The organism is Natrinema sp. DC36 (assembly GCF_020405225.1).
In the GTDB taxonomy this organism is placed as follows: Archaea; Halobacteriota; Halobacteria; order Halobacteriales; family Natrialbaceae; genus Natrinema.
The window spans coordinates 44,824-60,437 of sequence record NZ_CP084472.1 but is presented as its reverse complement, the minus strand read 5'-3'; the positions used below and the strand labels follow the sequence as shown (position 1 = coordinate 60,437).

Annotated in this window: 14 protein-coding genes; 9 read left to right on the top strand and 5 right to left on the bottom strand. The window is 64.6% G+C overall.

Annotation, left to right across the window (positions count from 1 at the left end):
* Window positions 1-3 precede the first annotated feature (3 nt).
* From LDH74_RS00295 to LDH74_RS00280, 4 genes are all read right to left on the bottom strand, one after another.
* Complete coding sequence (locus LDH74_RS00295) at window positions 4-426, bottom strand: DUF6069 family protein (RefSeq protein ID WP_226040643.1); 423 nt, start codon at window positions 424-426, stop codon at window positions 4-6.
* Between the two features lie 217 nt (window positions 427-643).
* Window positions 644-2,497 carry an ATP-binding protein gene (locus LDH74_RS00290; protein WP_226040642.1) on the bottom strand — a complete coding sequence of 618 codons (1,854 nt, stop codon included), beginning with the start codon at window positions 2,495-2,497 and terminating at the stop codon, window positions 644-646.
* 56 nt (window positions 2,498-2,553) lie between these two features.
* A complete protein-coding gene (locus LDH74_RS00285; RefSeq protein ID WP_226040641.1) occupies window positions 2,554-3,348 on the bottom strand; it encodes a cohesin domain-containing protein in 795 nt (264 codons plus the stop codon).
* A 133-nt stretch (window positions 3,349-3,481) separates the two neighbouring features.
* Entirely contained in the window at window positions 3,482-4,111 is a 630-nt protein-coding gene (locus LDH74_RS00280; RefSeq protein WP_226040640.1) for a helix-turn-helix domain-containing protein, read from the bottom strand.
* 489 nt (window positions 4,112-4,600) lie between these two features.
* Here LDH74_RS00280 and LDH74_RS00275 point away from each other — a divergent pair, with 489 nt between their 5' ends.
* The 4 genes from LDH74_RS00275 (at window position 4,601) to LDH74_RS00260 (ending at window position 6,764) form a co-directional block, all read left to right on the top strand.
* Window positions 4,601-4,933, top strand: a complete 333-nt coding sequence (locus tag LDH74_RS00275; RefSeq protein WP_226040639.1) for a hypothetical protein — start codon at window positions 4,601-4,603, stop codon at window positions 4,931-4,933.
* Window positions 4,934-5,069: 136 nt separating this feature from the next.
* Window positions 5,070-5,879 carry a MarR family transcriptional regulator gene (locus LDH74_RS00270; RefSeq protein ID WP_226040638.1) on the top strand — a complete coding sequence of 270 codons (810 nt, stop codon included), beginning with the start codon at window positions 5,070-5,072 and terminating at the stop codon, window positions 5,877-5,879.
* Between the two features lie 113 nt (window positions 5,880-5,992).
* On the top strand, window positions 5,993-6,250 hold the full coding sequence (locus tag LDH74_RS00265) for a DUF1059 domain-containing protein (protein ID WP_226040637.1): 258 nt from the start codon (window positions 5,993-5,995) through the stop codon (window positions 6,248-6,250).
* Window positions 6,225-6,764, top strand: a complete 540-nt coding sequence (locus LDH74_RS00260; protein ID WP_226040636.1) for a hypothetical protein — start codon at window positions 6,225-6,227, stop codon at window positions 6,762-6,764. Before LDH74_RS00265 ends, LDH74_RS00260 begins: the two co-directional genes overlap by 26 nt.
* A 41-nt stretch (window positions 6,765-6,805) precedes the next feature.
* Here the strand turns inward: LDH74_RS00260 and LDH74_RS00255 are convergent, their stop codons facing one another.
* Window positions 6,806-8,083 carry a DNA double-strand break repair nuclease NurA gene (locus LDH74_RS00255; RefSeq protein ID WP_226040635.1) on the bottom strand — a complete coding sequence of 426 codons (1,278 nt, stop codon included), beginning with the start codon at window positions 8,081-8,083 and terminating at the stop codon, window positions 6,806-6,808.
* A gap of 126 nt (window positions 8,084-8,209) precedes the next feature.
* Here LDH74_RS00255 and LDH74_RS00250 point away from each other — a divergent pair, with 126 nt between their 5' ends.
* From LDH74_RS00250 to LDH74_RS00230, 5 genes are all read left to right on the top strand, one after another.
* Window positions 8,210-8,488: a hypothetical protein gene (locus LDH74_RS00250; protein ID WP_226040634.1), complete on the top strand. Its 279-nt coding sequence runs from the start codon at window positions 8,210-8,212 to the stop codon at window positions 8,486-8,488.
* Between the two features lie 138 nt (window positions 8,489-8,626).
* A complete protein-coding gene (locus tag LDH74_RS00245; RefSeq protein ID WP_226040633.1) occupies window positions 8,627-10,186 on the top strand; it encodes an HTTM domain-containing protein in 1,560 nt (519 codons plus the stop codon).
* 139 nt (window positions 10,187-10,325) lie between these two features.
* Window positions 10,326-11,957, top strand: a complete 1,632-nt coding sequence (gpmI, locus tag LDH74_RS00240) for a 2,3-bisphosphoglycerate-independent phosphoglycerate mutase (RefSeq protein ID WP_226040632.1) — start codon at window positions 10,326-10,328, stop codon at window positions 11,955-11,957.
* Window positions 11,958-12,262: 305 nt separating this feature from the next.
* Complete coding sequence (locus LDH74_RS00235; protein ID WP_226040631.1) at window positions 12,263-12,685, top strand: hypothetical protein; 423 nt, start codon at window positions 12,263-12,265, stop codon at window positions 12,683-12,685.
* A 293-nt stretch (window positions 12,686-12,978) separates the two neighbouring features.
* Window positions 12,979-15,609, top strand: a complete 2,631-nt coding sequence (locus tag LDH74_RS00230; protein WP_226040630.1) for an alkaline phosphatase PhoX — start codon at window positions 12,979-12,981, stop codon at window positions 15,607-15,609.
* The last annotated feature ends 5 nt before the right edge of the window (window positions 15,610-15,614 follow it).

Genomic DNA, 15,614 nt, shown 5'->3' with positions numbered 1-15,614 from the left:
GCGTCAGTTCCGGAGATCGGTTAGCGCTCCCACGCAAACGACCGCCGTCGCGACGTGCATCGCGCCGAGGATAGCACCGGCGACGAGGCTGCCGCCGGGCTCACCGGGGATGACGGTGAAATCGGGAACCAACGAGATGAGGAGGACGATCGCCGCGACGGCTGCGAACAGTCGATCGGGGTTGGCGGCGACTCGAGTGAGGACACCGTAGGTCACGATCGCACCGACGACGCCGAGGGTAGTAAACAGCGAGACGGGGCCGTAATTCAGTGCCATCAAATCCGGGGCGATACCGCCGGTGTTCGCCCCGAACACGATGAGCCAGTTGATGAGCAGCGACAGGACGAGCGCTACCGCCCCCGATAGCGCGATATCTCTGTCGGAGGGCGTTCTGGACGACGACGAGAGGTTCGTTTCCTGACCCATATTCGCGTATACAATTCACCAAGCGAAAAGCATTCTGACGACATTCATATATTGATCGACCAGTGAAACGGAAGCGTGCACGAGAGACGCACGACGTATTCGCAACTCCGAGAACACGTCTCGGATCGGGCAGAAGCTGGGTTATCAACGAAAGGGCGTTGTGAGCGGCTGTTTGGGGAGTATTCGTCCGAAGGACCTCTCGACAGCGCCGACAAACTCAGTCCCGGCCGTGCCGGGTCAGACACTTCGGAAGCCCGATCAGTTCGACCGGTTCCGAATTATCGGGCGAGTAGACGACCATCTGGCCCTTCTCCATGTAGGGGACCTTGGACTCGAGGTTACTGGGAATGTTCACGCTCTTGATGGCCTCCTTGTCGCCGAGATTCAACACGACGGTGGTGTTGATCTGTTTGAAGACCGCATCGTGGATATCCTGCGGGTCCTGCGTGATAAGAAAGAGGCCGAGTCGCTCTTTCCGGCCCTGTTTGGCGGCCTCGGTGAACTTGTTAATAACCTTTCCCGCCTGCACCGAGTCGGCGTCGGTCAGGAAGTTGTGGGCCTCGTCCATCCCGAGGACGAGCGGCGTCTCCTTGATCCGGTCGTAGTCCGGGTCGTTCGAGAGCTTCTGGTCGATGATGAGCGAGGAGACCGCGAGGACGATGGCCTCCGTCGCTCGAGTGTCGTTGATGTGGTAGGTCGGGACCACGGTGAGTCCGCCGGGGCGGACGAACTCGTGGACGAGGTCGGTGATCGGCCGGGCGTCCTGATCGAAGACGTGGCCGAAGCCGAGCACCCGCCGCCGGACCGCGTCGAAGGTCGCTTCGTGGACCCGGCCGGACTCGTCGAGTTCCTCCCTGAGCGCGGGGTCGTCGAGGAACGTCGTGAACTCCTCGTAGGTGCCACCGTTGCCGTACTGCTTCCGGAATCGCGGCAGGAGCACGCTGACCAGCGCGCCGTACTGGTTGTCGTTCAGTCCGCTGCCCGCGACCAGCCACGGATTGTCGTGGACCATCGCGAACGGAATCGTGAACTCGACCTGCTGGGCGCGGTGGTGGCCCGCGGCGTACGACGCCGACCCCACTTTCGGAACGAAGGCGGTCGTGTCGTCGTGACCGCCGTAGGCGATGTCCTCGCGCTCGAGCCGGCGCGCGAACTCGTCGTCCAGATCGGGGTTGTCGTCGTGCATCTGGGCGTACTCGTCCTGCGGGTCGAACTGGACGACGGCGGGGGTGACCTCGCGGCCGTCGTCCATCGGATAGGTCCGCTCGTCGTCGAGGTACTGACGGAGAATGTTCTTCGCGCCGTGGGTCTTCCCCGAGCCGGTCCCGCCGGCGATCAGGGAGTGCCGAAAGACGAGCGGATCGCCCGCGTCGTAATCGTCTTTCAGCCGGTAATCGATGGTCGGCGGGGTGGCCGCTGTCCGCACCTTCTCGCCGCCGACCGAGAGGTGGCCGAGGAAGACGCCGTCGTCGGGCATCTTCAGCCCCGTTTTGATCTCCTCGGTGTCGTCGGCCTGGCGGATCACCGTCTTCGGTTTCGGCACGCGGTCGGTCATCCGCCGTTTGAGTTCGCCATCATCGTCGTAGAGGACGGCGACGGGCTCGAGGCCCGCGACGAACTTGTAATCGGACTCGTCGATTTCGTCGGTTCGCATCGCCCGTCGGGCGTGGATCTCCGTCGCGTCGTCGGCGTGGTACTGTTGGGAATACTCCAGTCCAGTTATGCGACAGAACAGCGTTTCCCCGTCGGGGTAGGGTGCGAGCAGGTAGCTTCCGATACGAATCGACGATCGATTGCCGCGGGTAACGTAGGCCCGTAGCGTCGTCTCCTCGCCGTCCTCGTCGACGCGCAGTCCCTGGGAGACGCAGATCGCGCCGATACCGACGTCGTCGCCGCTCGGTTCGACGGTCGTCGGTTCGAACTCGGCGCTCGTTCCGTTGGCCGTCGAACCTGTGGTTGCCGGTTCTTCCTCACCCGAGGACGACGGCGACGAGCCGCCCGCGTCGGCCGATACGCCGTCTTCGGTATCGGCGTCGACGTTGAAATCGCCGAAGTCTCCCAGATCGCTCATACCAACCCCATCCGGCCCATCCCTAAAACGCGTTTCCCTCCAGCTGGACGGAGTGTTTATCTGGGAGGACCGTCACGAGCGGCTGTCAACCGGAGCACCGCGAGCACAACGGCCACCAACGTGGCCCCGATCGTAAAGCCAGGAACAGGCAGATCGTCCCCGCTATCGGCCGCCCGTCCGTCAGCGTCGCTCGAGTCCTTCTCACTCCCACCCCCCTCGGCCTCGAGGTCCAGTCCGTCCGGATCGGGGTGGGCGAACGTCTCGAGCGGTTCGTCGCCGCCGTCGATCGCGACGGTCACGGATTCGTCGACGACGGCGATCGGCCAGTCGCCGGTGAGATCCACGTCTGTCCCGTCGAACGAAATCGTCGTCGCGCCGGCGGGTGCGTCGTCGGCGACCCGGACGGACAGGGTCGCGATCGTCCCCGCTCCGGTCGTCCCGCCCGCGGCTGGCTCGCGGCGCTGGTCAAGGACCGCCGTCCCCCGCTCGGGGGCGATCCGTTCCGTCGTCCGGATTTCGGTCCCGTCGCCCTCGAGCCACGGCCCCCGTTCGACGTCGGTGATCTCGACGTAGTCGGGATGGTACTGAGCGACCAGCGCGACTCCCGAAACGCCCTCGCCACCGTGGCCGCCCTGACTCCGGAGGACGACGTCGATCTCGATCGTCTCGCCGGGTGCGGCTTCGACCGTCCGCTGCTCCGGCGAGAGGATCGCAACCTGATCGATCGCGGCGGCCGTTCCCGCGACGCCCGTCATCGAGAGAACGAGCAGGACGGCGAGACCGATACTGACAGCGATGCGAGCGACGCTCGTCGGGACATCGCGGCCACCGTCCTCGCGTTCGGGAGGCATTTTGCGTTGGTCCTACGCGGGGGAACGGGAACACTGTATCGTTCCGACGGCCTGAAACGCGAAGAGCGTGCAGACTGGCGGCTCGAGTCGAAGAGAGAAGATCGAACGGTCGAGGTGCCCGAACCGTCGACGGCTACTGAACGATCGAGACGACGCCGTCGGACCGAGTGACCAGCTTCGACTCGGAGTCGTAGTTGACGACGCCGGCGTCCGACAGCGCGGGGAGGTGGGAGTGGTGCAGCGCGACCGCCGCCCGATCGGGATCGGAAAACGGCCCCCCGTCGTGTGCGCTGAGACGAGCCGCGAGTTGCTCGAGCGAGAGCGGGCGGTCGTCGTCCTCGAGGGCGGCGAGCAGGCGCATCCGGACGGGATCGACGATCGCCTCGAGCAGCCCCTCGGCGTGGTCCGCCTCGCACAGTTCGAGGAGAGCGGCAAGGTCTGCGGGGTGGACCGGGGAGTCGTCTACGAGCGCGACGCCGTTTTCGTCCCAGTCTACGATCTCGTAGTCCGCGAGTCGCGGCAAGTGATTGTGAACGAGGGTAATACGAACGTCGTGTCGCGCCCGCCCGTTCGAGGGAGACAGTTCCGTCCGGTCGATCAGTTCCGTCGTCAGTTCCGGTAGGGAAAGCCGCGCTCCCCGGATCCCGAGTACCTCGAGGATCCGAAGTCGGCGGGGATGGCGAAGAATCTCGTAACACTCCGTCGGAACGTCAGAGAGTGGATCGGGCAAGGTGTCGCCGCCGAGGTGTGCGTCCGAACTCATTACGCATATCCACCCTTGCAATAGGGATAAGGTCATTTCCAAAACGATTTGGGTCGGAAGATCGATCGTTACTCGCTTAACAACTGGGTAACCCAGTGAACAGCCCGTAAACGGCAAATAACGGAAATTGCCGTTAGTTACATAATAGTAATTCTATAAGTCGCATTCCTACTAGGAATACACATACGTTCCAAATACCGCTCCCGTCGTCTTGTACCGCGGAGTACGATCAGTATACCGACCACCTCGGCGTCGACCGGCGTCGGAAACCCGAGCGCGTAGACGGGTACTCGAGAACTGGTTCCGAGAGCGTCCTCGACCGAAACGAGTGACCGATCACGGGTCGGGTGGTCCGGAGAACCCTCGCTATTGGCTGGAGACACCGATCGCAACGAATAACGACTGAAACTTCCGGCCGGCCGCCGCGATAATTCTCATCGTTCGGTGGATAGCACGGTACTTTTGCGTCCGCGAGGCGTACCATCTCGTATGCTTCTGGTACGCGGTCGTGCCGGCGGGACGGAACTCACCGGCACGCTGTACGAACGGGGCGAACGATCCCCCTCGTTCCGCGGCGCACCCGACGAAGACGCCGCGTACGTCTGGGTCTGCGACGAATTCTACGAGGTCGACAGTGGTGGGTCGACCCAGCTGGTCGACGGCCGGGAGGTGAATCTCGCCTTCGAGTCACCCATGCCCCGCGGCTTCGACACCCGCGAACGTGCCGTCGAGGGGGCCAAGGAACACGTCCGGACGCAGTTCGCCCGAATCGGAATCGACCCCGACGACGTCGCCCTCGAGGTCGAGAAAAACGACGGCTGATACCCGGCCCCGGCCCGCGGAGTCCGGTTTTCGCCACCCACATCGGCGTCCTCGAGCGATGCGTGGCGTTCCAGAGTGATACCGTCGCTTGCGTATCGAGGGCCATAGCTATGCTACTCGCGTGCGTATGAGTACCATGATAAGCAGAGGCGAACACTCGCCGCTCGACGATATCGAGTTCCTCGCGCGCTCGGACCACCGCGTCGCCGCACTCGACGCACTGGCCACGCGTCCACAGAGCCGGACAGACCTCCGGGAGCTGACCGGGGTCTCGCGGTCCACGGTCGGGCGAACGCTCCGCGAGTTCGAAGCGCGACGCTGGATCAGGAGAGAGGGACATCAGTACGAGGCGACACAGCTGGGCGGGTTCGTCGCGTCGGGACTGCGGGAACTGATCGATCGACTCGAGACCGAGCGGAAGCTCCGCGACGTCTGGCAGTGGCTGCCGGTCGAGGCGAGCGGCTTCTCGATCGAGATGGGGTCCGATGCGGTCGTGACGGCCGCCCGGACCGACGATCCGTACCGCCCGGTGAATCGATTCGCGTCGTTGCTTCGGGAGACGGACCAGTTTCGGTTCGTCGGATTCGACCTGGGGTTGCTCGAGCCGTGTAAGGACGAACTCGCTCGGCAAATCGTCGACGGGATGCGAACGGAGATCATCGATCCGCCGCGCGCCGCCAGACACATCCTCTCGACCTACCCGGAGCACTGTTCCGAGCCGCTCGAGAGCGGGAATCTCGCGGTCCGAGTCCACGACGACGTGCCGCCGTACGGAATCGCTCTCTTCGATCAGCGAGTCGGGATCAGTGGCCATAGTCCCGACAGCGGGACGGTTCGGGCGTTGATCGATACCGACGCACCGGACACGCGCGACTGGGCTGAATCGACGTACGAGTCCTATCGGCGCGAGTCCCGGCCACTCGTTTCCGAACCGACCACGGAGTGACCAGTGACCGCCGGTCATCGTCCGCGCGGAAGTCACCGGCTGCGCAAAACTCATCGGATGCCTACACGACCCTCCGCATCGTAGCCCCTCTCGCCGGGAGGCGAAACGAGACTATGGCGAACGATCTGCAAACGGAAGATAGGACGACAGCACTACAAGTAGCGTGTGACACGGCGGTTTCGGGCTGTGTCTTCCGCATGCGTACCGAGGCGGACGACAGGGAACGCTTGCTCGAAATCACGCGAGAGCACGTGAAAGAACAGCACGGGAAGACGTACTCGCTCGAGGAGATCGACGAACAACACGTGGAGGAAGTCGAGGTCGAAATCGAGACGGGGGAGAGCAATGAGTCTAAAACGGGCAACGGCTGAGCGACACGGGACCGACTACGAGCCCGGACGGGGGCTGCGGATCGGCTCCCTCATGATGGCGCTCGCGGGCGTCGCCTTCGTCGGGTACGGGGTCGTCTTCCTCGCGAGAACGTTCTTCGGCACCGGATTCGAACTCGGCGTCGCGACCCTGAACGGCGTTACGCCGGCGCAACTCGATGCGATCGATCCGGCGATCATGCACTACATCAACCATCTCCACGTCGCGACTGCGGCGTTCATCATCGCCACCGGGATCGCCATCGCGGCGCTCGCGTGGTACGGCGTCCGAAGCGGGCAGTTATGGGCGTGGGCGACGGCGATCGTCGCCGCCGTGATCGGGCTGGCCATCGCGCTTCCGATGCACTACGCCGATCTCTTCGCACACAACTGGGTGACGCACCTCGGGCCGATCTACCTCGCGACGATCGTGTTCGTGGCGGGAGCCGTCCTCGCCTTCAGCGGAGTCCGATCCGAACCCCGGCTGGCGGAAACCGACGAGAACACTGAGGCCTAGTGGCCCGGAGTTATTTTTCGATGATCGCAGTTACGTGCCCCTTAATAGGGCTGGTCGTCCCACCGATGGTCGTCGTAGGTCCGGTCCTGCGCCGCGTCGAAGCGATCCTCGAGCGTCTCGCGGAGCGACGCCTTCTCGGCGTTGCTGATCCGGGCGAGTTCGTCGGCTTTCGCGACGATCGTCGGCGGCCCGTGGGCGACGGCAACGTTCTGTAACAGTTGCATCGTCAGCCGCTCGCGCGTCTCCGGATCCTTCGTGAACGCGTAGGGAGCCTCGATCCGATAGCAGAGGTCGTCGCGCGGATCGTAGAGGACGAAAAAGGTGACCTCGTAGGCCTCGGGCTCGAGGCGTCGCTCGACGCCGAGCGCATCGCCCTCGGCCGAGAGGGGGAAATCGACGCCGCCTCGAGACCGGAACCAGTTCGTGTAGGTGAGCGCCGAGGTATCCCGCTCCCAGCGATCTCCCTCGACGTCGTCGACGTACTCGCCGCGCTCGAGCAGGCGGGTGAAGAGCGCCGAGTCGTCGCTCCACGGGACGCTGATATCGATATCGCGCTTCGACTTCAGAGTCCGCGTGAGGACGCGCGTCGCGGGGTTCTTGACGAAGCCGACGAGCGGGACGTCGCGTTCGACGAAGTCCTCGACCAGCCGGACGTAGTTCTCGAGGACCGTCGTCGGTCGCGGATCGTCGAGCAGGAAATCGGCGAGGTCGGGATGCTGGTCGGCCCAGCGCAGCAGGCCCCGCGGGTACAACGGGCCGTCGAGGACGAGCAGGTCCGAGACCGCGTCGGCGTGGTCGCGAGCGTGCGTGCTCTCGGCGAGGTAGAGCGCGAGCGCGTGGACGACCCCCTCGGCGAAGCGGGGCAGCGGCGGGATCTTGACCGCGCGACTCCGGCTGTACCCCTCGTCGAACGTTCCCCACGTCTCGTCGACGGTCATCGTCTCGTCGTTGGAGTGGACCGTCATCACGGTCGTCCGCGACCGGTGGCGGTCGAGATCGCTCGGGGTCGCGCTCATCGCCGCCTGTGCGATGTCGATGACGAGCCCGTTTTTGAACGTCGTCGGGTTGATCGTTCCGGCGTCGAGGCCGTGTTCGGTCGGGAACTCGCGATCGCGCAACGCGACCGCCTCGCAGTCGACCAGCCGTCGCGCCCGCTCGTCGACCGGCTCCAGGACCGTCCGTCCGTCGTAAACTAGCGGGTCGAGGAACTCGGCCCAGACCGTCTCGGCGAATGCGCGGCGGTCGCGCTCGTCGGTCCCGTGATCGATCCGCCCTGCGAGCCGCGCGATGCCGTCGAAGTGGACCGGATCGAGCGTCATGACAGGTGGCTCCCACCCGACCTGCAAAAAGCCAGTGGTCGCCACTCGAGCGAACGGGAACTCGAGGCCGAGTAAATTACTATCAGAAAACGTATGTATGGGCGCGTCGAGTCCGGAACTATCTCGATGTCCGAGCGAGAACCGGCAGCCGTCACCTGCGACGATCGCGCGACCAACTGGCGACAGGACAGTTCCGGCGTCACTCTTTACGAGGAGGGGAATCGCGACGCCTGGATCCGCGCCGACTTCGAAGCCGGCGTCGCGCCGGAACACCGCCTGTTCATGATCTGTGACGAGTGCGGTGGCGTGTTCGCACAGCGAGTAAAGCCCGGAAACGGAACGACCTGTGGCGACTGCGGTGCGACGTTCGAACACGACGAGGACGCGACCCGGTCGTCGCAGTGACGGAGCACGGCGGCCGGACTATTTTCGGTCTTCGACCGACAGCGGCGAGCGTGACGGCGACGAGAATCGACGTTTCAGTTAACAACAAACTTATGCCGGTCGATACGAGACCCGAGAGCGAACGGTCAGGAGTAGACGATGTCTCAGGCCTCCTCTGCGAACGCGCGGGACCGGGTGACGACTACGCTGGATCGAGCCGCGGGAGCGATCGAGCGGCGGTTCGAGATCGATCTCCGAGCGCTGGCCGCGTTCCGTATCGCGGTCGGAACGCTGCTGATCGTCGATTTATTGTTGCGCTCGCGGAACCTCACGGCGTTCTATACCGACGACGGCGTCCTTCCTCGAGAGGCGCTGTTCTCCGATTACTCGTCGGTCTACTCCCTCCACGCGATCTCCGGTGAGGCGTGGGCACAGGTTCTCCTATTTTTCGTCGCGGGCGCGTTCGCGCTCGCGATGCTCGTCGGCTATCGGACCAGGCTCGCGACGATCGTCTCGTGGCTCCTGTTGATCTCGCTGCACGTCCGGAATCCGATGATCCTCAACGGCGGCGACATCATGTTGCGAATGCTCCTCCTCTGGGGAATTTTCCTCCCGCTCGGAGAACGGTGGTCGATCGACGCCCGCCGGATCGAGCGGAATCGGGCGACGGTATCTTCCGTCGGAACGATGGCCGTCCTCACGCAGGTGTTGCTCATGTACGCGACCAACGCCATCCACAAGAGCAGAAGCGACGCGTGGATGTCGGGGAACGCGGTCGTCGAAATCTTTCAGGCCGATCAGTTCACGATCTTGCTCGGCAACGCCATCGCGGATCAGGTGCCGCTGTTGCGCGCGTTCACCCACCTCTGGATGGTGCTCATCCTGCTCTCACCCTTGCTCATCGTACTGGTCGGCTACCGGCGGGCGGTGTTCGCGTCGCTCTTCGTCAGCATGCACCTGGGCATGTTCGTCACGATCCAGGTCGGCCTCTTCCCACTGATCTCCGTCGCCGGGCTCCTCCTGTTCTATCCGTCCGCCGTCTGGGACGACCTGACCGCGCTCGCGACTCGAGTTGGGATCGCACCCCGACTCCACGGCGGCCTGATCCGGCTCCAGCGAGATTTCCCGCAGTTCTCGCTCCCACTGCTCCCGTCGGTTCGGCAGGCCGTGCCCTCGCCCTCACCCGCGGCGATCACGTCTCGCGGTCGGGTCCTGTTCTCGACGGTCGTGCCGTGGCTCTTCCTCGTCCTCGTCGTCCTCGCCAACGCACAGGCGGTCGACTACACCGAGGTCCCGGACCCCGCCGAACAGGTCCTCGAGACGACCCACGCCGAGCAGAGCTGGCGGATGTTCGCCCCCAACCCGATTTCCAACGCCCGGTGGCTCGTCGTGCCGGGCGAACTCGAGGACGGGACGGAAACCGACGTCCTCCACGGGTCCGCTGTCGACTGGGACAGACCGCCGTCGGTCGACGAGACCTACGAGACCTCGCGGTGGCGCAAGTATATCGCGACGATGCGCTACACCGACAACGAGAACCACCGCTCGTACTTCGCCAACCACCTGTGCGGGCGCTGGAACGCCACCCACGAGACCGGCGTCGATCGGCTCACCGTCTACGGACTGACCGATCGGGCCGGCCCGTCCGAAGACCCGGACATTGCCAAGTACGAACTGCTCGAGTACGACTGTTCGGGCGAGTTCATCCAGCGCGACTGAGACGGATTACTGGAACGATTTACCGGCGCAACCCCCGACCGCTCAGGGGTTGCGCCGGCAATGGCTTACAGGAGTCCGTATGACCCCCATCTCGGCTGACAACGACAGCTAGTTAGGCCGCGCCGGAATCCGAACAGACATGGAAGCTGCGCTGATCGTCCTCGACGGCTGGGGGCTCGGTACCGGCGGCAGAGACGCGGTCGCCGCGGCCGAGACGCCGGTCTTCGATCGACTGTCGAAATCGGGCGCGTACGGGCGGCTCGAGGTCGCGGGCCGACGCGTCGGTCTGCCGGACGGCCAGATGGGCAACAGCGAAGTCGGGCACCTCAACATCGGCGCGGGGCGCGTCGTCTATCAGGAGTACACCCGGATTTCGGACTCGATCGCGGACGGCTCCTTTCGGGAGAACGACGCGATCAACAGCGCCTTTGACCAGGCTCGCGAGAACGACGGGCGCGTCCACTTCGTCGGACTCGTCAGCGACGGCGGGGTCCACTCCGACCACGAGCACCTCCACGCGCTGATCGAACTGGCGGCCGACCGCGACGTCGAGGCCGTCACCCACGCCATCACCGACGGGCGGGACACCTCGCCGACCGGCGGTCGCGAGTATCTCGAGACGCTCGAGGACGTCGTTTCGGACCACGGCACGGGCGACGTGGCGACGGTCTCCGGCCGCTACTACGCGATGGACCGCGACCAGAACTGGGAGCGGACGAAGCGAGCCTACGACGCCATCGTGTCTCACGAGGCCGAGTGGACCGCCGAATCGGCCGTCGACGCCGTCGAGGAATCGTACGACCGCGGCGAGACCGACGAGTTCGTCGAACCCACCGTGATAGAGAGCGAGGCGCTACGCGCCTCGGAGAGCGAACGGCGAAGCCGTGAGCAGGGCGGGCCGGCGCTCGAGGACGGCGATGCGGTCGTCTGGTTCAACTTCCGCTCCGATCGGGCGCGACAATTGACTCGGATGCTGGCGGACATTCGGCCCGAAGACTGGGCCGAAGAGGTCGAGACGAAACCGCCGGACGCGGAAGTCGTCATGCTGACCCAGTACGACGAGACGTTCGACCTTCCCGTAGCCTACCCGCCGAACCAGCCCGAACAGGTGCTGGGCGAAGTGCTGGCCGACGCGGGCCGAACCCAGCTCCGGATCGCCGAATCCGAGAAGTACGCCCACGTCACCTACTTCCTCAACGGCGGCCGCGAGGTCGAGTTCGACGGCGAAATCCGGAAGATCGTCGAGAGTCCCGACGTGCCGACCTACGACCTGCAGCCGGAGATGAGCGCGCCGGAAGTGACGGACACGGCGATCGAGACGATCGAGGGCGAGGCGCGATCGGAGCGAGCGCCTCGAGAAAGCGAGCGGGGAGGGACGACCCGCGAGCAGAGCGACGACCCGGACGTCCTCGTGCTCAACTACGCCAATCCCGACATGGTCGGCCACACTGGGGACTACGAGGCCGCGATCGCGGCCGTCGAAGCCGTCGACGAACAGCTGGGTCGCCTGGTGGAGACGCTCGAGGCCGCCGGCGCACACGTCCTCGTCACCGCCGATCACGGGAACGCCGACGACATGGGAACCGAGGAAGATCCTCACACTGCACACACGTACAACCTCGTTCCGCTCGTTTACGTCGCACCCGACGGCACTGCAGGGGGGCGGACGATCCGCGAGGACGGCACCCTCGCCGACATCGCGCCGACGATGCTCGAGGTTATCGACCTCGCCCAGCCCCCCGAGATGACCGGCCAGTCGCTGCTCGAGTAATCGCGGGGCTGCGACGATTCAGTTTTTTGCGATCCGGTTTGACGTGAGAGTGAGCAACTTCAGCGTTCAGTTGTGAGTGATTCGACCGTGGGAGTCGGTTGAGCCCTCAGCCGTCCGTCGGCGGATGCAACTCGTTTCCCCCGAACACGGTGTGCTTGGTCGAATTCGACTGTACTCCGTGCTGGCGCTCGTCAACGACGGTCCGATCGAAACAGTACCGGTATGAAACGCTCACGAGCACACAGTAGTGCTCATATCAACGTTCAATACCGTTACGGGAGCGAGTGAGAGCAAGGAATCCTCACATGGCTACACCCGACACCGTCCCCGTACCCGACGACACTATCGTCGAGGAGTACATTCTGGGCGTTCGTATCGTCGAAACCGGCACCGCCGACGGCGATGACCTGCGCTACCGGTTCGACGCGCCCGATCACACCGAGATCGCGTTCGACGACCTCGAGACGGCCCGCCTCTACGCCGACGTCTACTTCGACGTCAACGGCTTCGTCGAGGAGGGAACCGGTGAGCGCGGCGTCCCGCCGGAGGTCGTCCAGGCCGGCAAGGACACCCTCGCCGCGTACCTCGTCACGTGTCCCTGGTCGGATGTCAACTGGGTCGCCTCGTTTTACGGTGCCACGCCGACCGAGATCGAGCGCTACCTCTCGTGGGTCCGCGAGCGTGCTGCCGAGATCCGATCCGAAGCGGCCGAACGAGGCCTCGAGTAGGCCCGCGACGGTCCGCAGTCACGAACGACTCCTTTTCCGCACCACCGTTACACTCGATTCGATTGATTCACCGATCGGTTATTGGAGCAACTACCATCGGTTTGGACGACGTCCGGAATCATCGTCTGAACACTGCTCACCGGAACACTGCTCACCGTTTGCCTATATATCGACCAATAGTCGTTAGAGCGCTCGATCGACTATAGTATCAGCAGTAGACTAGTAGATTCTATACCGTCCTACGTGCATCTATTATAAAATCTCATTAATTAATCGGGGGTTGCTCCGCTTGCATGGTCGAATTTACCAGGCGGAACTTGATGGCATCGTCAGTCGCGGCAGCCATCAGCACCGGAGCGGTCGGCGTCGCCGGCGCACAGGACGGGAGAGACGAGCACGAGACGCTGGACGCACCGTACATCGAGGGGAGCATCAAGCGGTTCTCGACGACGGCTCGAGGCGCGGAGGTCACGGGCCCGTTCGTCTTCGAGACGGGCGAACTCCTCTACAGCGTCCAGCATCCGAGTCGGGACAACCCGGAACCGTTCGACCAGGCCGGGATCGGCGTCTTCGAGGGGTTCCAGTTCACTTTCAACGGGAGTAACGACGACTTCGCCGAACTCGAGCCGCCGCGCACCGAGAGCGAACAGGGGCGGGTGCTCTCGGCGGGTGGCGAGTACGCATACCTCGTCCAGGAGGGAGACCCGATCAACGGCGGCACCGAGAGGTGGGGCCATCCCGAGACGCCCGACGGGACCGATATCGCCGACGTCGTCGGCGAAAGCTACGAGGGCGTCGGCCACAACCCCGACATGAACTTCTTCGTCTCGACGACCGAGGACGGCACCGAGGGCTACCTCTTCACGAACAACGAGACCACACCCGGAGCCATCACGCGGACACCGATTAGCCGGACGAACGGCAGCTGGGACGCCGATCTCGAGAACGCGGCCGAGATCGAGAACCAGGCGGCGTTCCGCGACATCGGCGGCACGAAGATCAACTGCTACGGCGATCTGAGTCCGTGGGAGACGCCCCTCTCCGCTGAGGAAGACTACGGTCATCCGCGCGTCAACGGGCTCGCGACGGTAAGCGACATCGTCGAACAGGGCAGCGGCGTCGGCCTGCGCGGGGGCAGCGAGTTCTACAACCGTCCCAACATCACCGAGGTCGGGAACTCCCTCGAGGACATCTTCGCCGACGACGCCTGGTCGCCGATGGGGCTCTGGGCGAACAGCGGCGTCGAGAAGCTCGCCTACTATCTCGGTGCCGAGCCCGTCGACCGGACTGAAGCGGGCAACACGCGAACGCCCATCGACGACGAGTTCCCCAACCGCTATCGCTACGGCAAGATCGTCGAGATCGCCGACCCGACCGCCGAAGAGCCGACGCCGGTCAAACACCACGTCTTCGGTCGGGCCGCCTGGGAGTGTCCCGAGGTCCTGCCCGACGAGCGAACCGTCTACCTCGCCTCCGACGGCGGCGCGAAGGGGATCTACAAATTCGTCGCCGACGAGCCGATTCCCGAGTACGACAGTCGAATGGACGTTCGCGGGACGCTGTACGCCCTGCAAGCGAGCGAGATCGGCGAGGGGCCGGTCGCCGAGACGGATCTCGAGGTCGAGTGGCTCGAACTCGGTACCGCGAGCAACGCCGAGGTCGAGTCCTGGATCGCCGACTACGACGATATCACGCAGGTCGATTACCTCGAGACCCACGCCGAAACCGACTGGGAAGCCGATCTCGAGACCGCGCTCGCGGAAGCCGATGAGGAAGTCGCGATCAACGGCAACCGGGACTACATCACCGACGAGGAGATCGTCGAGTGGGCAGCTCAGTACGAGGCACACGGCCCCGACGGCGTCGACGATGACCTTCGCCGCGTCCCTTTCCTCGAGACCCGAGCGGCCGCCAAGGAGATCGGCGCGAGCATCGAGTTCAACAAGGCCGAAGGGATCGACTCCCACGACGAGGCCGAGCCCGGCGACTTCATCTACTTCGGCATCTCCTCGCTCGGCGGCTACATGACCGACGATCAAGGCGAGCTCCGATTCGACGAGGTCGAAAGCGGCGTCCTCTATCGCGCCGAACTCGAGGACGGGTACGACGTCTCCCGGCTCGAGCCCGTCGTCGTCGGTCCGAACGGGAGCGACCCCGAATCCCTGAAAGACGTCTCGCTCATCAACGTCGACAACGTCATGGTGATGGACGACGGCCGCGTCCTCCTCTGTGAGGATAAGGGAAGCTTCGGCCGCTCGTATCCCAACGACGCGATGTGGGTCTACGAGCCGCCGACGTCGCTGCACGTCGACTCCGTCGCCGTCGGTCAGGGGGTGACGGGAGAAGTCGATCTGACGCTCTCGTCGGTTCCGGACGGCCTCGCCGGCGGTCGCGTCACCGTCTGCCTCGAGCACACCGACGTCGCCGAAATCACGGGTGCAACGTACCACGACGCGCTCGAACTCACCGCCGGCCCAACGATCAGCGATGACGGGTCGACGGTCGCGTTCAAGTTCGCCGATCTCGACGAGGAGATCGAGCCCGGCGCGATGAACGTGACGCTGGCGAGCGTCGAACTCGAGGGTGTCGGGACCGGAACGACGGATATCACGGTCGACGTGCAGGCGCTGGACGACGACGACGGGGCCGCTATCGAACCCCAGCGCCGTCCCGGCGTCGTGGTTACCGGCCCACCGCCGATCGGTGGCGGGCCGGGCGGTTCCGGCAGGGCACCGACCGATCCGGACGGCGACGGTCGATTCGAGGACACCAACGGCAACGGTCGACTCGACTACGACGACGTCGTCTTGCTGTTCGATCACATCGAGGACGACTCGGTGACGCTCAACGCCGACGCCTACGACTTCAACGAGAACGGCCGCATCGACTACGACGACATCGACGAACTGTACGACGAGCTGTGAGGCGG